The organism is Mycolicibacterium frederiksbergense (assembly GCF_012223425.1).
GTDB lineage: Bacteria > Actinomycetota > Actinomycetes > Mycobacteriales > Mycobacteriaceae > Mycobacterium > Mycobacterium frederiksbergense.
Window position 1 is genome coordinate 4577414 of the sequence record NZ_CP038799.1, and the last position, 20980, is coordinate 4598393.

Annotated in this window: 18 protein-coding genes; 15 read left to right on the forward strand and 3 right to left on the reverse strand. The window is 67.4% G+C overall.

The window, feature by feature from the left end; translation table 11 throughout:
* Position 1 precedes the first annotated feature (1 nt).
* From mobA to EXE63_RS33360, 3 genes are all read left to right on the forward strand, one after another.
* A complete protein-coding gene (mobA, locus tag EXE63_RS25255; RefSeq protein ID WP_168145767.1) occupies positions 2-511 on the forward strand; it encodes a molybdenum cofactor guanylyltransferase in 510 nt (169 codons plus the stop codon).
* Positions 512-1555: 1044 nt separating this feature from the next.
* Positions 1556-1879 (forward strand): transglycosylase family protein, encoded by a 324-nt coding sequence (locus EXE63_RS25260; protein ID WP_168144192.1) that lies wholly within the window; start codon positions 1556-1558, stop codon positions 1877-1879.
* Positions 1880-2101: 222 nt separating this feature from the next.
* The gene (locus EXE63_RS33360) at positions 2102-2602 is read left to right on the forward strand and encodes a transglycosylase family protein (RefSeq protein WP_168144193.1); all 501 of its coding nucleotides are present in this window, start codon (positions 2102-2104) and stop codon (positions 2600-2602) included.
* A gap of 38 nt (positions 2603-2640) precedes the next feature.
* On the opposite strand, the gene EXE63_RS25270 is transcribed toward EXE63_RS33360, so the two are convergent.
* The gene (locus tag EXE63_RS25270) at positions 2641-3795 is read right to left on the reverse strand and encodes an FAD-dependent oxidoreductase (protein ID WP_168144194.1); all 1155 of its coding nucleotides are present in this window, start codon (positions 3793-3795) and stop codon (positions 2641-2643) included.
* A gap of 121 nt (positions 3796-3916) precedes the next feature.
* Between EXE63_RS25270 and EXE63_RS25275 the strand changes: the two genes are divergently transcribed.
* From EXE63_RS25275 to EXE63_RS25285, 3 genes are read left to right on the forward strand one after another with little or no spacing between them, the layout of a single operon-like run.
* Positions 3917-4456 carry a dimethylamine monooxygenase subunit DmmA family protein gene (locus EXE63_RS25275; RefSeq protein WP_168144195.1) on the forward strand — a complete coding sequence of 180 codons (540 nt, stop codon included), beginning with the start codon at positions 3917-3919 and terminating at the stop codon, positions 4454-4456.
* The gene (locus EXE63_RS25280; RefSeq protein ID WP_234904262.1) at positions 4453-5388 is read left to right on the forward strand and encodes a PDR/VanB family oxidoreductase; all 936 of its coding nucleotides are present in this window, start codon (positions 4453-4455) and stop codon (positions 5386-5388) included. The genes EXE63_RS25275 and EXE63_RS25280 overlap by 4 nt, the downstream gene beginning before the upstream one ends.
* Positions 5385-6362 carry a heme-dependent oxidative N-demethylase family protein gene (locus EXE63_RS25285; RefSeq protein WP_168144197.1) on the forward strand — a complete coding sequence of 326 codons (978 nt, stop codon included), beginning with the start codon at positions 5385-5387 and terminating at the stop codon, positions 6360-6362. The genes EXE63_RS25280 and EXE63_RS25285 overlap by 4 nt, the downstream gene beginning before the upstream one ends.
* 76 nt (positions 6363-6438) lie before the next feature.
* Here the strand turns inward: EXE63_RS25285 and EXE63_RS25290 are convergent, their stop codons facing one another.
* The gene (locus EXE63_RS25290) at positions 6439-6657 is read right to left on the reverse strand and encodes a hypothetical protein (protein ID WP_168144198.1); all 219 of its coding nucleotides are present in this window, start codon (positions 6655-6657) and stop codon (positions 6439-6441) included.
* The gene (locus EXE63_RS25295) at positions 6658-7992 is read right to left on the reverse strand and encodes an ammonium transporter (protein ID WP_168144199.1); all 1335 of its coding nucleotides are present in this window, start codon (positions 7990-7992) and stop codon (positions 6658-6660) included.
* A gap of 155 nt (positions 7993-8147) precedes the next feature.
* Between EXE63_RS25295 and EXE63_RS25300 the strand changes: the two genes are divergently transcribed.
* The 9 genes from EXE63_RS25300 to rne all read left to right on the forward strand — a co-directional run bounded on the left by EXE63_RS25300 (position 8148) and on the right by rne (position 20954).
* Complete coding sequence (locus EXE63_RS25300) at positions 8148-8666, forward strand: hypothetical protein (protein WP_168144200.1); 519 nt, start codon at positions 8148-8150, stop codon at positions 8664-8666.
* A 46-nt stretch (positions 8667-8712) separates the two neighbouring features.
* Positions 8713-10692 (forward strand): S9 family peptidase, encoded by a 1980-nt coding sequence (locus EXE63_RS25305; protein ID WP_168144201.1) that lies wholly within the window; start codon positions 8713-8715, stop codon positions 10690-10692.
* A gap of 11 nt (positions 10693-10703) precedes the next feature.
* Positions 10704-11960: a saccharopine dehydrogenase family protein gene (locus EXE63_RS25310; protein ID WP_168144202.1), complete on the forward strand. Its 1257-nt coding sequence runs from the start codon at positions 10704-10706 to the stop codon at positions 11958-11960.
* A 103-nt stretch (positions 11961-12063) separates the two neighbouring features.
* Complete coding sequence (locus EXE63_RS25315) at positions 12064-12675, forward strand: DUF937 domain-containing protein (RefSeq protein WP_168144203.1); 612 nt, start codon at positions 12064-12066, stop codon at positions 12673-12675.
* Between the two features lie 28 nt (positions 12676-12703).
* Positions 12704-15361, forward strand: a complete 2658-nt coding sequence (locus tag EXE63_RS25320; protein ID WP_168144204.1) for a valine--tRNA ligase — start codon at positions 12704-12706, stop codon at positions 15359-15361.
* Positions 15362-15389: 28 nt separating this feature from the next.
* A complete protein-coding gene (gene folC, locus EXE63_RS25325) occupies positions 15390-16793 on the forward strand; it encodes a bifunctional tetrahydrofolate synthase/dihydrofolate synthase (RefSeq protein ID WP_168145768.1) in 1404 nt (467 codons plus the stop codon).
* 89 nt (positions 16794-16882) lie between these two features.
* Complete coding sequence (locus EXE63_RS25330; protein ID WP_168145769.1) at positions 16883-17233, forward strand: DUF4233 domain-containing protein; 351 nt, start codon at positions 16883-16885, stop codon at positions 17231-17233.
* 27 nt (positions 17234-17260) lie between these two features.
* Positions 17261-17680 carry a nucleoside-diphosphate kinase gene (gene ndk, locus EXE63_RS25335; protein WP_168144205.1) on the forward strand — a complete coding sequence of 140 codons (420 nt, stop codon included), beginning with the start codon at positions 17261-17263 and terminating at the stop codon, positions 17678-17680.
* Between the two features lie 295 nt (positions 17681-17975).
* Positions 17976-20954 carry a ribonuclease E gene (rne, locus tag EXE63_RS25340; protein ID WP_168144206.1) on the forward strand — a complete coding sequence of 993 codons (2979 nt, stop codon included), beginning with the start codon at positions 17976-17978 and terminating at the stop codon, positions 20952-20954.
* Positions 20955-20980: the final 26 nt, after the last annotated feature.

The window sequence follows — 20980 nt, forward strand, 5'->3', positions numbered from 1 at the left end:
CATGGGGCGCGACAAGGCCACCCTGGTGGTTCGTGGTCAGACACTCGTCGAGCGAGTGGTGAGCACCGTCGGCACTCGCTGTGCACCGGTTTTTGTCATCGCAGCTCCCGGCCAGGCGCTTCCCGACCTGCCTGCGCAGGTCCTGCGCGACGAGGTCCGCGGCCTCGGTCCGCTGTTGGCGACGGCACGGGGATTGCGGGCTGCCGCGGATGCGGGCGGGACATGGGCCTTCGTCTGCGCGGTCGACATGCCACACCTGGACGCCGGCATCATCGATGAACTGACCGGGGCCGCCGCGTCCTCGGTGGCCGATGTGGTCCTGCCCTGGGACGGGCGCGACCACTATCTCGCCGGGCTCTACCGCACTGCGCTGGCGGCCAGAGCCGATGAGCTGGTGGCGGCCGGCGAGCGCAGCATGCGTGCGCTGGTGGATGCCGCAGACACCCAGCGCATCGTCATGGAGCAACGCCGCGAGCTGACCAATGTCAATACGCCGCAGGATCTGGACTGACCGCTCGCCAATCCGCGGCCGATGATCCAGCAAATTTGCAATTGATACGCAAATCCCGCTCCATTTGCGTGCAACTGAGTTTATGCGCTCCGATCACGTTCGAATAACGTGCACGCAATTGTTGTATTGCGTGTGTACGTGGGCGGGTGGTGCCGGTGCCGGTCTGCCGCGGTGCTCCCAGATACCCTCTGGCTGAGATGATTTGAGCCACCTGGGCGCACGCTGTCAATGTTCTATGCGGCAGTCTGATTGGGCGTTCAGCCTGCCGTCGGGCCGAAATGCGAGGTGTGTGCGCCGAGTCGGCGACCGTCGCGCCGGGGTATCGGCACACGAGTGTCGCCGGCATGTCGCACTGCGGTTCTGCTGGCGCCAAAAGGACTGTAGCGCAGTGTCTCTGGCCTTCGAATTGCGAATATAGCTGCGTCACTATGTAGTTGCCCTATCTAGCTGTAAAGTCACGAAAACGCGTTCATGGCAACAGAATTGATGTTCAAGACGAATCCAGGTGGAAGGTCGACGGTCAGCGAACAGATCGTGGCCGGGGACCGCTTTCCGGGTGTGTGAGGGCGGCATTTTCGGGGAACCCTGAGCCAGCGCTGCCGCCACCACGCAATATCGGTGGTGCAGCTCACAAAAACCCTGTGATCTGCCTCACCGAACGGGTCTCGACCTGCAATTCAGGTTTAGCCGCGGAATTCCGTGCTGACCTGCGCTGTCTGAGCGGATCCCCGCCGTGATCGTCCTGTTATCTGAAAGCGACACGTTCGACATCGAAGTGACTTCGCTGCGCGATTTTTGTACGTTCATTTCAACTCCAGAGCCGGAGCAAATAACTACATAATCAAGAACCTGCGTGTGAGTGGGCCGACGACGGGCCGAGATGTCCGTCGGGCAATCGGATGTGTCATCCGGTGAGACGTCATGTGTCTCCACTGTCGTGCCTGACCGAGATGGCACGCCCCAAATTCTGCGCCTGAGTATTCAGGCATTCCGTCCGCGTTCGCGCGGGCGCTCCTTGGCGCGCGCTTGGCGAGAGGATTGACGTTGAAGAACATCCGCAAAACGTTCGGTATGGCCACCTTTGCCGGGGCGATCGCTATTGCTCCGCTGGCTATGGCCACAGGTACCGCACATGCGGACTCCGTGAACTGGGATGCCGTCGCGGCCTGCGAGTCGGGCGGCAACTGGGCCATCAACACCGGTAACGGCTACTACGGTGGCCTGCAGTTCTCCATGGGAACCTGGCGCTCCAACGGTGGTTCGGGTGCGCCCCACGCCGCCAGCCGCGAAGAGCAGATCCGCGTCGCGGAGAACGTTCTGCAGAGCCAGGGCATCGGTGCCTGGCCGTCCTGCGGCGGCCGGGGATAACCCGATATCAGACGAATCACAATGGCGCCGGGCTTTCCGCCCGGCGCCATTGTTTTCTCATGAACAACGCTGATATCCAGGCGCCTCATAAGAAACTGCTAAAACTTCCGCCCCCTCCGTAACGGGTGACGCCGATCACCCGAAACACCGGATAACCGCGTCGCAAGAACGCTTCACACCTTGTTCGCGGCCCTCGTGTCACCGGTCGGGGAAGGACCGCAAATGAAGAACATCCGAATCGCCATCAAGAACATCCTGACGAAGAGCCTGTGGGTGGCCGCCGCGACCGGCGCGCTCTCGGTGGCTCCGATGGCCATGTCGGCCACCGCCAGCGCCGACAGCGTCAACTGGGACGCCATCGCGCAGTGCGAGTCGGGTGGCAATTGGGGCATCAACACCGGCAACGGTCACTATGGCGGCCTGCAGTTCAAGCCGGCGACCTGGAGCGCCAACGGCGGGGTGGGTTCGCCGGCCGGCGCGTCGCGGGCCGAGCAGATCCGCGTCGCCGAGAACGTGCTGCGGACCCAGGGCCTGGGCGCCTGGCCCAAGTGCGGCCCCCGCGGCGCCACCCCCGCGGTCTTCAGCACCCCCGGCACCCAGACGCCCGCCCCGGCGGCCGTCGGCTGCCAGGCCATCCGCGGCGGCGCGGTGTTGGGGATCTTCGACTTCCGCAAGATGTGCACGATGGTGCAGACCGCGGCTTCGGCCTTCCAGCCGCGCTGACGTCAATTGCCGGGTCGCACTCGGTCGCCGGGCAGTGCTCAGCCGCCGGGTAACACGAAGGCCGACCGCCCGGCCACTGCGGCCAGATGCCGGGCCAGCACCGCCTCGGGAATCAGCGCCGTGGCCCTGCCGGCCAGCCCACCCAGTGCAGCGGGTCGCATGTTGATGACGCGCCCGACGGTCCGGGATTCCAGGACCAGTGCCCGCACCCGACGCCTCCGGAACTGCGCGAAGCGCTCGAATGCGCCGGACAGATCGGTCTCCCCGCCGACGGTCAGCGCCGCGAGAATCGCCGCATCCTCCAGGCCCTGGCATCCGCCCTGGCCGAGGTGGGGGCGCATCGGATGCGCGGCGTCACCGACGAGCACCGCCCGGCCGCGGGCCCAGGTGGCGGCGGGAGCGCGGTCGTAGAGATCATTGCGGAGCACCGCCGCCGGGTCGGTGGCCGCCAGCAGGGCGGGAATCGGTTCCGGCCAGTCGCCGAACACGCGCTGCAGGTGTGCGTGCTCCCCGCCGGCTGCCGTCTGGCCCTGCGGTACCCGCTGGGTGGCGAACCAATAGGTGTGCGCCGCGCCCATCGGCACATGGCCCACCTCGAGTCCGGGTCCCATCGTTTCCCCGGCAAGATCGGGATCCAGTGCATACGAGGCGATTCCGCGCCAGGCGGTGTAACCCGCGTACTGCCGGGAGAGCTCGCCGTTGAGATGCCGTGCCACCAGTGAGTCCACGCCGTCGGCACCCACCACGGCATCGACGGTGGCAACGGACCCGTCCGACAACGTGATCCGGGCTCCGGTGCCCGACACCTCCAGCGCCGTGGCGGCGACGCCGCGGGTCACCGTGTTCCCGGGCAGGGCCGCGGCCAGAATCTCGGTGAGCGTGCCGCGGTGGATGATGACCAGTGGTTCGCCCAACGCCCGCACGATCCGGTCGGCGGCCGGTCTGCGCAGCCACCGGCCATCGCGCCAGCGCAACGCGCCGGCGCTGACCCTGCCGCCGGCGGCGCGCACCTGCTCGCCCAGGCCCAGCACGTCGAGTGCGGCCAGTGCATTGGGCCAGATGCTGATACCGGCACCGATGGCGGTATCGGTGCGCTGTTCGATCACGGTCACGTCATGACCCACCCGGCGCAGGGCCACCGCGGTGGCCAGTCCGGCGATACCGGCGCCGACGATCATGATGCGCTCGGACATGTCGCCGACCATATCGGGCGCCACGTCAACCAGACGAGACAGTGAGGTCACATCACCGAAACGCGCCTTTGGTTTCCTGAAGGGCCACGTCGTCAACCACTGGTGTCCACGGGAAGGGCTCATGCGACCGGACCTCGAGCTGACAAGTGTGCCCGGCTGGGCGCTGAACCCCACCCAACCCGATGCCGATCTCTCCGGGCGGGCCTGGACGATCATCGCCTTCGGGCCGCGCGGCGCCGACGTCGCACGGGGCTGGATGACCCAGATCGTCTCGGCCGGTCACGAATCCGCGGTACGCCTGCACCAGGTGGATGCCGGGCAGGCGCGCGCGGCACTGACAGCCGACCTGGCCGACGCGCGGGTGGGGTGGCGGCTGATGATGGCCGGACCCGCCGATGCGTGCCTGGAACTGCGGGGCGCCGCGACCGGGCTCGGTGTCGCGGATGACGAGATGACAGTGGCGTCCACCGACGTCGATTCGCGCGCGGTGCACTGTGTGCACTGTGGGTTCGTCACCCGCGCCCGGGTGCAGCTCGACCAGGTGCTTCCCTGCGCATCGTGTGAGCGAAAATTGCTGGTATATCACCATGTTTCGCGGCGGGGCGGTACGTATCTGGGCTTCATGGTCGATGCCGAATGCCCGGCCGAGGTCGTGTCGTGAACACCCTCAAACTCGTCGTCACCGCGGTCGATGACAGGATCAGCGGCATCCGGACGCTCACCTTGGCCGATCCCGAAGGAACGGCCCTGCCGTCCTTCACGCCGGGCAGCCACATCGTCCTGGAGTGCGGTGGTAGCGCCAACGCCTATTCGCTGACCGGTGACGGCAACTCGCCGATGGGGTACGTGATATCCGTGCTGCGCTGTGACGACGGCGCCGGTGGTTCGCGGTGGATTCACGACGAACTGGCGCTGGGTGACACCGTCGCCGCAAGCCCGCCGCGCAGCGCGTTCGCGCCGGTGCTGCGCGCGCGCCGACACCTGCTGGTCGCCGCGGGAATCGGTATCACCCCGATGGTGTCGCACCTACGCAGTGCCCGGCTCTGGGGACGTGACGTCCGCCTGCTCTACATCCACCGAGAGGGCAGGGCGGCCTATGCGGACACCATCGCTCAACTCGGTGGACATGCCTCGATCCATACCAGGCGTGCGGATTTCACCGACGAGCTGCTCGTCGCACTTGCCGACCAACCCTTCGGTACCCATCTCTACGTGTGCGGACCGGCCTCGTTCATCGAGTACGTCACCGTCGCGGCCGCGGATCTGGGCTGGCCGGCCAGTCGGATCCACCTGGAACACTTCGGATCCGACGCGCTCGATTCGGGCGAGCCGTTCGCCGCCCGGGTCACCTCCACCGGTGAGGAGTTCGTCGTCGACGCCGGCGTCTCGCTGCTGGAGGAGTTGGAGCGCCGGGGCTTCGAGGTGCCCAATCTGTGTCGCCGCGGGGTGTGCGGAGAATGCCGCCTGCCGGTCGCGGCCGGTGCGATCACGCACCGCGACCTGTACCTGACCGATGCCGAGAAGAAAGCCGGTGATGCGCTGATGGCCTGTGTGTCGCGTGGCGGAGCCGACACCCTGGAGGTAGCACTGTGATCTCGACACCCGATCTCGTCCGCACCTTTCCTTTTCCCTTCGCCGCGGACACGTACCGCTACACCACCAATGTCGAGCCTGCCGGGTCTGCGGTGGCGACCCCGGTGGGCCGGTGGGGCGAGCGGGTGGTCGATGTCGACAGTGAGTACGAGCACGAACTGGCCGAGCGGTCGGCCATTCTGGCCACCGATCCGACCCGGAGTGCGGTCCTGCCGCATATGCGTCCGGCCTGCTGGGACACCATGCTGACTCTGATGCGCGAGCTCGCGGCCGGCTATCCCGACATCATGTCTCTGCACCGGCACGGCACCGGTTGGCGTTGGCGCAACGACAGATTGGGCATCGAGCAGGACTTCGTCCTCGGTGATGAGAGCACGCTGCCCACGGAACCGCTTGCCTACATCGCCGGCCAGGTGCAGGAGGACATTGTCCTGCTCGATCAACGCGATGGCGATCTGTTCGGTGATGCGGGTGTGGTCACCTTCGCCGCCGACTGGTCGTTCGGGTTCGATGTCGGCATGACGTTCTTGGAGATCCACGGACCGGTGCCCCGGCTGCGGGCTACCGGGGTGATCACCCGTGCCCGGGAATTCCTGATGCGGTTGCAGCCCGGTGAGACCTACCGGCGCACGAACTGGACGCTGACCATCGGTCGTCGCCTTGATGTCTCGACAGAGCTGTATCACGAGTGGGGCCCGGACCGCGCGATGATCAACGGTGTCACCGACGAGGATTTCGGGCGACTGGTGCACCTGCGGGTCGAGGTGCAGCATCTGATCCGACTGCCGGAGTCGGGTTCGATCTGCTTTTTGATCCGCACCTACATGTTGCCGCTGTCCGATGTGGCTGCCGTCGACGCCTGGCGGGTGCGGGCGGCGGCCGTACTGGCCGAGCTGCCCGAGGACATCGCCGACTACAAGGGCATCATCGGGTACCGCGACCGCGCGGTGCAGTGGTTGCGCTCCGCCGGGTGAGCGCTGCCTGCTGCCGAGATGCCGAATCGCCCCGAATCCGTGCGGATTCGGGGCGATATCGGCGTGCTGTCTGCGGTCAGTAGACGGGCGGTTCCCCCTCGGCGGCGGGGCCCTTTTCGACCGGGGTGTGTTCGATGATCGCCTTGTAGGCGTGATTCTCGTGCTGGATCATTCTCACGAAGAATCCCACGAAGAGCACCACGGCGAGAATGAAGAACAGCCAGGTGCCAACGCTGTTGCCGCCGAAGGTGAATACCACGCCCGGCTCGTCATAGCTGGTGATGGGGCTGAACATCTACTTGACCTCCTCGGTGATGACCAGAACCGAAGATCCGTTGACCTTCATGGCGGTCACCGGGATGCCCTCGGGGTAGGGGGTGGCAGGAACCTCGGACAGGTCCAGGCCCTGTTCCTCGACCTCCGGTGGGATCCGCAGCAGACCAACCTTTTTCAGGCCCAGCGACACCAGGTATGCGGGGATGAACCCGAGAGCGGCGAAGACAACGGCACCGATCAACTGACCCCAGAACGAGATCGACGGGTTGCCGTCGGTGTTGGGATACCCGGCGAGGAAGATCCCCGCCATGACCAATGAGTAGAAGCCCATACCGCCGTGCACGGCGACGGCGCCCACGACGTCATCGATCTTCATCTTGTCGAGCAGTTTGCCGATGAAGGGGACGAGGCCGCCACCGACAAGCGCAATGACGAAGGTGAGCGCGGGGTGGTACAGATCCATCCCCGCCGCCACGGCGATGACACCGGCAAGGCCGCCGGAGATCGTCCAGAACGGCTCACCACGTGACATGACATACGCGCCGATGATGCCGCCGACCATGCCCATCAGCGTGTTGAAGGCAAAGGCGCTCAACGTCGTCGGGCTCCCGTAGATCGTCGCATAGCCCCCGGGACCGTAGATGACACATCCCATCAGGAAGCCGAAGAACCCGGTGAAGATCAGGAACAGGCCGACCATGGTCAACGGCAGGTTGTGCGGGCGGATCGTGACCGCCGTGCCATCAGGGAGGAACCGACCGATGCGCGGGCCCAGGTTGATCAGAATGCCCAGCGCTGCGAATCCGGCGATCATGTGCACGCATCCGGCCGCGCCGACATCGTGGAAGCCCATCTGGGTGAGCATCCAGCCTGCGCCGTGCCAGCCCCAGGCGGCGCCGACGATCCACACCACGGAGCCGACGAACACCGTCAGGACCAGGAAGCCGCTGGTCCGAATACGCTCGAGCACGGCACCGGACATGATCGAACCGGTGGTTGCTGCGAACAGTGCGAAGGCACCCCAGAAGATGCCGCTCGCGGGGTCAGCGGTGTTCGGGCCCATGTTGTCGCTCCATGGCAGAGCCGCCTTGGCCGCGTCGGTCATCTCGAGGAAGCCGCTGGGCATCGCGTTGTACAGGAACCAGCCGACGAAGAAGAACGACGCGACGATCGTGGCGAACGCCAGCAGATTCTTCATTGCGGTGGCGAGCACGTTTTTCGAGCGCGACGCGCCGATCTCGTAGGCGAGGAAGCCCGCGTGGATGAGCATCATCAAGGCTATGGACATCCAGTAGAAGAACTCGTTGTTGACGGCCGCCATCGTTGAGAGGGCGTCCTCCACTTCAGGTGTCAAAAGGACCTCCGCCGATCGTTTCTGGGGATGTGGGGTGGGGTGGGGAGGCACTGCGTTTAATCACAGTGGCCTTGAGGTACTGACGGTGTACCGGATTGAAACTAACTGCGCGAATGTGTCCGAGCGGTCAATGCGAGTTAATTCCGCGTGAAGAGGTGTGCCGCACCACCGCCGTCGCACAGCTCAGCGACACGGCCGGGGGACTGAACGACCTCGCCGCAGGCGAACTGCTCACCGTCGACGGAATCGACGCGGCGTTCGCCGCGATCTCCGAGCGCGCGGGTGCCGACCCGATGAACGTGGTCGAGATCGTCATCACCGGGCAGGTGGTCACCGTCCAGGCCGTCGACCCGGCCGCGCCGACGGAACTCAACCAGTGGACCTACACCGCAAGCCATGTCGGCGATCTGCGGCCCGTCGACTACAACGACGACACGGAGGCGCTGCAGCAGAACCTGTTCCCGGTGACCGATGTGCCCGCCACCGCCATCATGACCGCGGTCGACAACGCGATCGGGGCCAGCGGTATCGCCGACGGCGCGGTGCAGTCCGTCGTCGTCAAGCGAAATCTGCCCTTCTCGGACGATCTGCAGATCCTGGTCAGTGTGCAGGGCGAGCGCAGCAACAAGCAGGTGCGTGCCGATGCCACAGGTCAGGTCACCGACGTCCTTTGAGTTGCGGAGCGGCCCGGCCGATGGATCACAGCGATACGGTGATGCCATGACGCCGTTCGACGATCTGGATGCCTACTTCGCGTTGCCCAGGGTGGCCGGCCTGGCCGTTGCTCCCGACGGTGAGCGCGTGGTGACCACGATCAGCGAACCGAATCACGAACACACCGAATACATCACCGCCATATGGGAATTGGATCCCAAAGGCGTCCAACCCGCCCGGCGGCTGACGCACGGCGTCAAGGGCGAGTCCGGGCCCGTTTTCACCGCCGGCGGTGACCTGCTGTTCGTCGCGGTCCGTCCGCGGGACGGGCAGGACGACCCACCCGCAGCGCTGTGGAGACTGCCCGCCGCCGGGGGTGAGGCGGTCGAAGAGCTTGCGCTGCCGGGCGGGGTGGCCGCGGTGCGCACGGCGCAACGCGCCGCGCGGACCGTCGTCACCGCGCCGGTCTTGTCCGCGGCGACGAATCTTGACGAGGACAAGCGTCTCCGTACGCTGCGCAAGGAGAACAAGGTCTCGGCGATCCTGCACACCGGATATCCGGTGCGGCACTGGGATCACGACCTGGGTCCCGACCAGCCCCACCTGTTCGACGCCGGCGCCCTGCAGGACCTGACCCCCGCCCCGGGCAGTGCCCTGCGTGACACCGCGCTCGATATCAGCGCCGATGGCACGTTCGTGGTCACCGCCTGGAACGCCGCGGCGCCCGCGGTGGCGCTGCGTTCGCGCCTCATCCGTATCGATATCGCCACCGGCCGGCACAGCACGGTCGCCGATGATCCCGGCGCCGATCTGGGGCAGCCCGCCATTTCTCCGGACGGAAGCCGGCTGGCGTTTCTTCGCGAGACAACCTCCACGCCCACCGAAGCGCCGCGGATCACGTTGTGCTGCATGAGCTTCGGCGACGCCTGGGTGGAGCTCGGCGACTGGGACCGCTGGCCGACATCGGTGAGCTGGTCTGCCGACGGCGCACAGTTGATCGTCACCGCGGACGAGGGCGGGCGCGGGCCGATCTTCGCCGTCGATCCCGGCACGGCCGCGGTCACCCGCCTCATTGCCGACGACTACACCTACAGCGATGTGCGGACCGCGCCCGGCGGCGTGATCTTCGCCGTGCGCAGTTCCTATCTCACGCCGCCGCACCCGGTGCGCATCGATCCCGGCGGTTCCGTCACGGTGTTGCCGTGCGTCCCGCTGCCCGAGCTGCCCGGGCACGTCGAGGAGGTGGTGGCCACCGCGCATGACGGCGCCACGGTCCGGTCCTGGCTCGTGCTTCCGGACAGTCCGGAAGAAGACGGTGCCGGCCGGGCTCCCTTGCTCCTCTGGATTCACGGCGGTCCGCTGGCCAGTTGGAACGCCTGGCACTGGCGGTGGAACCCGTGGCTGCTCGCGGCGCAGGGTTACGCCGTGCTGCTACCGGACCCGGCGCTGTCGACGGGATACGGCCAGGCCTTCATCCAGCGCGGTTGGGGAGCGTGGGGTGCGGCGCCCTATACCGATCTGATGGCGGTCACCGACGCCGCCTGTGCGCACCCGCGGGTCGATGAGTCGCGCACGGCGGCAATGGGCGGATCCTTCGGCGGCTACATGGCGAACTGGATCGCCGGGCATACCGATCGCTTCGACGCCATCGTCACCCACGCGAGTCTGTGGGCCCTCGATCAGTTCGGCCACACCACCGACGGCGCCTACTGGTGGGTGCGTGAGATGACCGAGGAGATGGCGCAGCGCAATTCCCCGCACCACCACGTGGCCGACATCCGGACTCCGATGTTGGTCATCCATGGGGACAAGGACTATCGCGTGCCCATCGGCGAGGGACTTCGGCTGTGGTACGAGCTGCTGAGCATGTCCGGTCTGCCCGCCGATGACGACGGCAACAGCGCCCACCGGTTCCTCTACTACCCGTCCGAAGGACACTGGGTCGGCGCCCCGCAACACGCCAAGATCTGGTACCAGGTGGTCATCGCATTTCTGGGCAACCATCTATTTGGTCGGGAGGTGGGCCCGCCGGAGGTCCTCGGGTAACTTCGGGACCCATGACCTCCTCACAGCGCGAATTCGACATCGTCCTGTACGGCGCCACCGGGTTCGCCGGCAAGCTCACCGCGCAGTACCTGGCCGAGGCCGGGAGGGGCGCGCGGATCGCCCTGGCCGGGCGTTCGCTGGTGAAGGTCCGCGATGTGCGCGACACCCTCGGCGCCGAGGCGCAGTCCTGGCCGTTGATCGAGGCCGACACCGCACAACCGTCCACGCTGGCCGATATGGCCGCGCGCACCCAGGTGGTCATCACCACTGTCGGGCCGTACACGAAGTACGGGCTGCCACTGGTGCAGGCGTGTGTGGCGGCGGGCACTGATTACGCCGACCTGACCGGTGAGACGCTGTTCATCCGGGACAGCGCCGAACAGTTCCACAAGCAGGCTGTCGACACCGGCTCCCGTATCGTGCATTCCTGCGGATTCGATTCCGTGCCTTCGGATATCACCGTCTACGCTCTGCACGACAGGGTGCGCAAGGACGGCGCGGGTGAACTCGCCGAGACCGCGCTGGTGCTGCGCTCGTTCGCCGGCGGCGTGTCCGGCGGCACCGTTGCCTCGATGATCGAATTCATGCGGACAGCGGCGGACAACCCGCAGTCGCGCGACGATCTCGCGGACCCGTACACGCTGACCACCGATCGCGGTGCCGAGCCGGAGCTGGGCCACCAGTCCGACAATCCGTGGCGCCGCGGGCGTGAGATCGCCCCCGAACTCGACGGCGTGTGGACCGGTGCGTTCGCCATGGCCGCGCCCAATTCCCGCATCGTGCGGCGCAGCAACGCCCTGCTGGACTGGGCGTACGGGCGCACCTTCCGGTACTCCGAACAGATGAGCATGGGTTCTTCGGTCGTCGCACCGGTGGCCGCCGCACTCGACACCGCGGTCAATGTGGGGATGTTCGGTCTGGGCACCCGGTACATCAACAAGGTGCCCAGCGGGCTCCTCGAGCGCGTGCTGCCCAAGCCGGGTACCGGGCCGAGCGAGCGGACCCGGGAAAAGGGGCATTACCGCGCCGAGACGTACACCACGACCACCACCGGCGCGCGGTATCGGGCCACCATCGCCCAGCAGGGGGATCCCGGTTACAAGGCCACCGCGGTGCTGCTCGGGGAGTGTGGGCTGGCGCTCGCGCTCGACCGGGACAAGCTCTCGGATCTGCACGGGGTGCTGACACCGGCCGCCGCCATGGGCGACGCGCTGCTGACCCGGCTGCCCGCTGCCGGGGTGACGCTGGAGACCGCTCGCCTCAACTGATTCGGGCGGCATGAGGCGGGCCGCGCCGAACACCTGTGGGCCATGATCGAAAGGGTTAGGGTCCAGGTCAGGGGTACCTGACATCGACAGAGGTGAGTGGGAAATGGCCGGTCTGGATGAACTGTTCGCACAAATTCCGGTACAGGACATTGCGGCGAAACTGGGTGCGGATCAAGGCGAGGTGAACAACGCCATCCGGACGTTGGTGCCGGCACTGGTGGGTGGGCTGCAGGCCAACGTCGCCGCCGATGACATCGATTCCACCGACCTGGAGGCCGCGGTCGGCTCACAGGCCGCGAGCGGCCTGCTCGACGGCGGGGTCAAGGTCGACGATGTGGACGCCGGTGAGGGCGACAAGATCGTCGCCAACATCTTCGGCGGCAACGACAGCAATTCGGTCGCCTCGGCGCTGGCGGGCACGGGTGCCGGCAGCGGCGATCTGATCAAGAAGCTGCTGCCGATCCTGGCGCCGATCGTGCTGGCCTATATCGGCAAGCAGTTCTCCGGCAACTCCGCCCCCGCGCAGCCGCAGGCCGCGCCCTCCGGGGGTGGGCTCGGCGATGTGCTCGGCAGCATCCTCGGCGGCTCCGGTGGCGGCGGCAACAATCCGCTGGGCAGCATCCTGGGCAGCGTGCTCGGTGGTGGTGGCCAGGGCGGCAATCAGGGCAATGTCATCGGGGACATTTTGGGTGGCCTGTTGGGTGGGAAGAAATAGCCCAGCGCGGTTTCCCTAGAATCGACGGGTGACCGACAGCCCGCGTGACCGTGCCGATGCCCTCCCCAAGTCCTGGGAGCCGAGCGCGGTAGAGAGCGAGCTGTACCAGGGCTGGGTGGACGCCGGATATTTCACCGCCGATCCGGCCAGCGACAAGCCGGCCTACTCGATCGTGCTGCCGCCGCCGAATGTGACCGGCAGCCTGCACATGGGCCATGCGCTGGACCACACCCTGATGGATGCGCTGACCCGGCGCCGCCGCATGCAGGGCTATGAGGTGCTGTGGATGCCGGGGATGGACCACGCCGGTATCGCCACCCAGTCGGTGGTGGAGAAGCAGCTCGCGGCCGACGGGAAGTCCAAAGAGGACTTCGGGCGCGAACTGTTCATCGACAAGGTGTGGGACTGGAAGCGAGAATCCGGCGGCACCATCGGTGGGCAGATGCGCCGCCTCGGTGACGGCGTGGACTGGAGCCGCGACCGGTTCACCATGGACGAGGGCCTGTCCCGCGCGGTGCGCACCATCTTCAAACGGCTCTACGACGCCGGGCTGATCTATCAGGCCGAACGCCTGGTCAACTGGTCCCCGGTGCTGCAGACGGCCATCAGCGATCTCGAGGTCAAGTACGAGGACGTCGAGGGCGAACTGGTGTCGTTCCGGTACGGCTCGATGAATGACGACGAGCCGCACCTCGTGGTCGCCACCACCCGGCTGGAGACGATGCTCGGTGACACCGCCATCGCGGTGCACCCCGATGACGACCGCTACCGTGCCCTGGTCGGACAGACGTTGGCGCACCCGTTCCTGGACCGGCAGATCATCGTGGTGGCCGACGGCCACGTCGACCCCGAATTCGGCACCGGTGCAGTCAAAGTCACCCCCGCCCACGACCCGAACGACTTCGAGATCGGGGTGCGGCACAACCTGCCGATGCCCTCGATCCTGGACAAGGCCGGCGCCATCACCGGCACCGGGACCCGGTTCGACGGGATGGACCGGTTCGAGGCCCGCGTCGCGGTGCGCGAGGCGCTGGCGGCCGAGGGTCGCATCGTCGCGGAGAAGCGGCCATATCTGCACAGCGTGGGGCACTCCGAACGCAGCGGCGAGCCGATCGAGCCGCGGCTGAGCCTGCAGTGGTGGGTGAACGTCGTATCGATGGCCAAGGCCGCCGGCGATGCGGTCCGCAACGGCGACACCGTGATTCACCCCGCCAGCCTGGAACCGCGCTGGTTCGCCTGGGTGGACAACATGCACGACTGGTGCATCTCGCGGCAGCTCTGGTGGGGCCACCGCATCCCGATCTGGCACGGGCCCGACGGGCAGCAGGTGTGTCTCGGCCCGGACGAGACCCCGCCCGAGGGCTGGGTGCAGGATCCCGACGTGCTGGACACGTGGTTCTCCTCGGCGCTGTGGCCGTTCTCTACGATGGGCTGGCCCGAGCGCACTCCCGAACTCGAAAAGTTCTACCCGACAACTGTTCTGGTCACCGGCTACGACATCCTGTTCTTCTGGGTGGCGCGCATGATGATGTTCGGTACCTTCGTGGCCGGCGATGACGCCATCACCACCGAGGCCGCGCACGGGCCGCAGGTCCCCTTCCAGAACGTCTTCCTGCACGGCCTGATCCGCGACGAGTTCGGCCGCAAGATGAGCAAGTCCAAGGGCAACGGCATCGACCCGTTGGACTGGGTCGAGAAGTTCGGTGCGGACGCGCTGCGCTTCACCCTGGCCCGCGGTGCCAGCCCCGGCGGTGACCTGTCCATCGGCGAGGATCACGCCCGGGCGTCGCGCAACTTTGCGACCAAGATCTTCAACGCGACGAAGTTCGCCTTGATGAACGGTGCGGCGCTCGCCCCACTGCCGGTGCCCTCGGAGCTGACCGATGCCGACCGCTGGATCCTGGGCCGCCTGGAAGAGGTTCGCGCCGAAGCCGATTCGGCCTTGGAGAGTTACGAGTTCAGCCGTGCCTGCGAGTCGATCTACCACTTCGCCTGGGACGAGTTCTGCGACTGGTATCTGGAACTGGCCAAGGTGCAGTTCGGGCAGTCCGACCACGCCGCCCACACGGGCACGGTGCTGGCCACGGTGCTGGACAGTCTGCTCAAGCTGCTCCATCCGGTGATGCCGTTCGTCACCGAGACGTTGTGGAAGACGCTTACCGGCGGGGAATCCCTCGTCATCGCCGAATGGCCGTCGCCATCCGGCGTCGCCGTGGACTCCGTTGCCACCCAACGCATCACCGATATGCAGAAGCTGATCACCGAGGTGCGCAGGTTCCGCAGCGACCAGGGTCTCAACGACCGGCAGCGGGTGCCGGCGAAGGTGGTGGGTATCGATGCCGTGGGCCTGGACGCCCAGTTGCCTGCGATTGCCGCGCTGGCCTGGCTCACCGAGCCCGCCGATGGGTTCACCCCGTCGGCGGCCGTCGAGGTGCGGGTGACCGGGGGCACCGTGCTCGTCGAACTGGACACCTCAAGCACCGTCGATGTCGCCGCCGAACGCAAACGGCTGGAGAAGGATCTGGCCGCCGCGCAGAAGGAACTGGCCCAGACCGCAGGCAAGCTCGGCAACGAGGCGTTCCTGGCGAAGGCACCCGACGCCGTCGTCGACAAGATCAAGGCCCGTCAGCAGCTGGCACATGAAGAGGTCGAGCGCATCACGGCTCGCCTCGGCGGGCTGGGATGAGCGCTCGCGCGGAGAACCGGCGGACCCGATGAACCAGCCCGCCCCCGACGAGATCGCGGCGCTGCTGCAGGTCGAGCATCTGCTCGACCAGCGGTGGCCGGAGACCAAGATCGAGCCCAGCACCACACGGATCTCCGCACTGCTGGAGTTGCTGGGCTCACCGCAGCGCAACTACCCGGCGATCCACATCGCCGGCACCAACGGCAAGACATCGGTGGCCCGCATCATCGACGCGTTGCTGACGGCATTGCACCGGCGCACCGGGCGCATCGTGAGCCCGCACCTGCAGTCGGCGGTCGAGCGCATCTCCATCGACGGCAAGCCGATCACCCCGGCCCAGTACGTCGAGACCTATCGGGAGATCGAACCGTTCATCGAGTTGGTGGACCAACAGTCCGAAGCGGCCGGGGGTCCGCGCATGAGCAAGTTCGAGGTGCTCACCGCGATGGCATTCGCCGCGTTCGCCGACGCGCCGATCGATGTGGCGGTGGTGGAAACCGGGTTGGGCGGGCGCTGGGACGCCACCAACGTGATCGGCGCCCCGGTCGCGGTGATCACCCCGATCGGGCTGGACCACACCGACTACCTCGGTGACACCATTGCCGAGATCGCCGGTGAGAAGGCCGGAATCATCATCAAGGCCGAAGACGACCTGGTTCCGATCGACACCGTGGCGATCATCGCCAAACAGGATCCCGAGGCGATGGAGGTGCTGCTGGCCGAGGCGGTGCGCGCCGATGCCGCGGTGGCGCGCGAGGATTCGGAATTCGCGGTCCTGGAGCGTCAGGTCGCCATCGGCGGTCAGCTGTTGACCTTGCAGGGACTCGGCGGGGTGTATCCGGAAATGTTCCTGCCCCTGCACGGTTTGCACCAGGCGCACAACGCCGTGCTCGCGCTGGCCGCGGTCGAGGCGTTCTTCGGGGCCGGCGCCGACCGTCAGCTCGATGTCGACGCGGTGCGCACCGGCTTCGCCTCGGTGAGCAGCCCGGGCCGGCTGGAACGGGTGCGCAGCGCGCCGACGGTGTTCATCGACGCCGCCCACAATCCCGCCGGCGCCGCGGCCCTGACCCAGGCCCTGGCTGACGAGTTCGACTTCCGCTACCTGGTCGGCGTGGTGTCGGTAATGGCGGACAAGGACGTCGACGGCATCCTCGCGGCGCTGGAGCCCGCGTTCGACATGGTCGTGGTCACCGACAACGGTTCACCCCGGGCGATGGAGGTGGAACTGCTCGCCGCCAAGGCCGAGGAGCGGTTCGGCCCGGAACGGGTGGTTGCGGCCGCCGCGCTTCCCGATGCCATCGAGACCGCGACGGCGCTGGTGGAAGAGTCCGGCAACGACGGCGAAGGATATTCGGGGAGCGGCATGGTCATCACCGGTTCGGTTGTCACCGCGGGTGCGGCGCGCACCCTGTTCGGGCGGGATCCACAGTGAGCGCCACGCCGACCGGGGAGACACCGGACCCGGATGCGACACCGCAGGCGCCGGTACCCGGTGACCCGTGGCGCAGCTTCCGCGGCATCATGGCCGCCGCACTGATCCTGGAAGCCATCGTCGTACTGCTGGCCCTTCCGGTGGTGTCGGCGGGGGACCAGGGCCTGACCGCGCTGAGCGGAACGTTCCTGATCGGTATGGCCGTCGTGCTGGTGCTGATGTCCGGGGTGCAGGGCAGGCCCGGCATCATCTGGGTGAACCTCGGGATCCAGGCGGTGTTCGTCGCCGGCGCCCTGATTCACGGTGCGATCGGGTTCATCGGCGTGGTGTTCGCCGGGGTCTGGGCGCTGATGATCTACCTGCGCAGCGAGGTCAAACGCCGCCAGGACCGCGGGCTGTTGCCCTTCCAGCAGGCCGCTCCGCCACCCGAGCGGGACTAGTCATTACTGCCCGGTAGGCTGTGCGCCGTGACTGAGCGGACCCTGGTTTTGATCAAGCCTGACGGCGTACAGCGGCACCTGATCGGTGAGATCATCGGCCGGATCGAGCGCAAGGGGCTGACGTTTGCCGCTCTCGAACTCAAGGTCGTCTCCGACGACCTGGCCCGGCAGCATTACGCCGAGCACGACGGCAAGCCGTTCTTCGGCTCGCTGCTCGAATTCATCACCTCCGGTCCGGTGGTGGCCGCGGTCGTCGAGGGCCCGCGCGCCATCGCAGCGTTCCGGCAGGTTGCCGGTGGCACCGATCCGGTGGAAAAGGCAACACCCGGCACCATCCGTGGTGACCTGGCACTTGTCACTCAGGACAATCTGGTGCACGGCTCCGATTCGCCCGAGTCGGCGGCCCGCGAAATCGCCCTCTGGTTCCCGGAACTGACCGGCGCCTAGCCGCACGTTCTCACCGCTTCGTCAGATTCCGGCGAGCGGTGTGGGATACTTACCCCGGGAGTCCGGCGCCACAACAGGGTCGGTCACCCGGATGAAGACTTCGACGAGCGCGACCATCGCGTTAGCGGTGCGGCGCCAGAGCGTCCAGCCATCATTCAGCCAGGCGCCGAGTTTGTTCCTTGCGAACCGCTCGGGGCGAGACCATAACAAGTTCGGGAGAAGCTCCCCGGACCCATAGCGGAAGCCCTCGCGTGGCCGCGTCATCACGACGCGCCCGGGGGCTTGAGGAGAATTTGTGGCCGAAGACGCCCCTACCCAAGACCTGTCCGAGAACACCCAGATCGAAGAACTGCCGGCGAAGCTGAGAGTTCACTCGCTGGCCCGCGTGCTGGGCACCACCAGTAAGCGCATTGTCGATGCACTCGCCGAGCTGGACGGCCGGGCCCGCAGCCCGCACTCGACCGTCGAGCGAGCCCAGGCCGAACAGGTCCGCGAGGTCCTCAACGCCGAAGCCGCCGCAGCCGCGGCCGAGGTCCCGGTCGCCGAGACCCCGGCTGACGCCCCCGCCGCCGAGGCGCCCGCCCCTGAGGCACCGGCCACCGTGCCGGAGCCCGCCGCGGTCGTCGAAGAGCCCGAATCCCGCCTGCTGCTGGAGGCCCCGCCGGTCCCCGACGCGGTGACCGAGGACGGCGAAAAATCCACCGAACCGGCGCCCTATCTGCCGCTGTTCGTGGCCCCGCAGCCGGTGACGGCGCTCAAGTCGCGTCCTGCGCCCGCTGCCGAGGTCACCGAGGACGCCGACGACGACACCGATGAAGCCGACGGCGACGACGCCGGTGACGATGACCAGTCCGAGCGGCCCGCCGCCCGGCGGCGCCGTCGGGGCCGCCGCGGCCGTGGCCGCGGACGCGGTGAGCAGAGCGCCGAGGACGGCGACGACACCGGTGACGACGAGACCGATGGCGCCGATCATGCCGGCGCCGACGACGCCGATGGCGAGGACACCGACGGCGAGGACGCCGACTCGGAGGACAACGATTCCGACGATGACGGCGGTGAGGACGGAGCGGGCTCGGAGGCGGGCAGCCGTCGCCGTCGCCGTCGCCGGCGTCGCAAGTCGGGTGGGGCAGATTCCGACGAACCCGTCGCACCTGACGATCCGCCCAACACGGTCGTGCACGAGCGCGCTCCCCGGGCGAAGTCGGCGAAGGCCGGCCGCGACCCCGACGAGATCCAGGGCATCTCCGGGTCCACCCGACTGGAGGCCAAGCGCCAGCGCCGCCGCGACGGCCGCGACGCCGGGCGTCGGCGTCCGCCGATCCTGAGCGAGGCCGAGTTCCTGGCCCGCCGCGAAGCCGTCGAGCGCACCATGATCGTGCGCGACAAGATCCGCACCGAACCGCCGCACGAGGGCGCCCGCTACACCCAGATCGCGGTCCTCGAGGACGGCGTCGTGGTCGAGCACTTCGTCACCTCGGCGGCCTCGGCATCGCTGGTCGGCAACATCTACCTCGGCATCGTGCAGAACGTGCTGCCTTCGATGGAGGCGGCGTTCGTCGATATCGGCCGCGGCCGCAACGGCGTCCTCTACGCCGGCGAGGTCAACTGGGAGGCCGCCGGTCTCGGCGGTGCCCAGCGCAAGATCGAACAGGCCCTCAAGCCCGGCGACTATGTCGTCGTCCAGGTCAGCAAGGACCCGGTCGGTCACAAGGGAGCCCGGCTCACCACGCAGGTCTCGTTGGCCGGTCGCTACCTGGTGTATGTGCCGGGTGCGTCGTCCACCGGTATCAGCCGCAAGCTGCCCGACACCGAACGGCAGCGCCTCAAGGAGATCCTGCGCGAGGTCGTCCCGGCCGGTGCCGGCGTGATCATCCGCACCGCGTCGGAGGGCGTCAAGGAAGACGACATCCGTTCCGACGTGAACCGGTTGCAGGAGCGCTGGTCGCAGATCGAGGCCAACGCCGCCGAGGTCACCAAGAAGAAGGCCGGCGCCGCGATCGCGCTCTACGAAGAGCCCGATGTCCTGGTGAAGGTCATCCGTGACCTGTTCAACGAGGACTTCTCCGGCCTCATCGTGTCCGGTGACGATGCCTGGAACACCATCAGCAACTACGTCAGTTCCGTTGCCCCGGAGCTGGTTCCGCGGATGACGAAGTATGAGCCCAGCGCGCCGGACGGCCCCGACGTGTTCGCGGTGCACCGCATCGACGAGCAGCTGGCCAAGGCGATGGACCGCAAGGTGTGGCTGCCCTCGGGCGGCACCCTGGTCATCGATCGCACCGAGGCGATGACGGTCGTCGACGTCAACACCGGCAAGTTCACCGGGTCGGGCGGCAACCTCGAGCAGACGGTCACCAAGAACAATCTCGAGGCCGCCGAGGAGACGGTGCGCCAGCTGCGGCTGCGCGATATCGGCGGGATCATCGTCATCGACTTCATCGACATGGTGCTGGAGTCCAACCGCGACCTGGTGCTGCGCCGGCTGACCGAGGCGCTGGCGCGGGACCGCACCCGCCATCAGGTGTCGGAGGTGACCTCACTCGGCCTGGTGCAGCTGACCCGTAAGAAGCTCGGCACCGGCCTGATCGAGGCGTTCTCCACGACCTGCACGCACTGCGCGGGCCGCGGCATCCATCTGCACGCCGATCCGGTGGACTCGGCGGGGCCGTCCGGGGGCGGCGGCGGGCGCAAGTCCGAGCCTGGCTCCGGCAACAGCCGCCGCAGCAAGCGGGGCAAGAAGGCGGCCAAGCCCGAAGAGGTCGCCGACGACATCCAGATGGCGAAGGTGCCGGCCCACGCGGCCGGTGAGCACCCGATGTTCAAGGCGATGGCGGCCGGCGTGCACGGACCGGACGACGACGCCCCCGTCGACGTCGACGATGACACCGGCGACTCCGACGAGCCGACCGTTGACGGTGCCGAGACCGAGGAACCGGCCATCGGTGCCGGCCTCGGGGAGACCGCCGACGACTCGGAGGACGACGACACTGACGACGACTCGGACGATGACGATTCGGACGATGACGATTCGGACGATGACGATTCGGACGATGACGAGTCCGATGAGGACGATCTCGACCTCGACGACGACGATGACGAAGAGGACGACGACGAGATCGAGGTTCTCGACGACGAGGACGACGATGACGACTCCGATGAGGATGACGACTCCGAGGACGACGAATCGGCGGCATACGAGCCCCCGGTCGCGGCCCCCAGGGGTCGGGTCCGCAGGCGGGCGGCGGCCCGACCGGCAGGCCCACCGGCCGGCTAGACGGGATCGAACAGGCGGTTTGACCC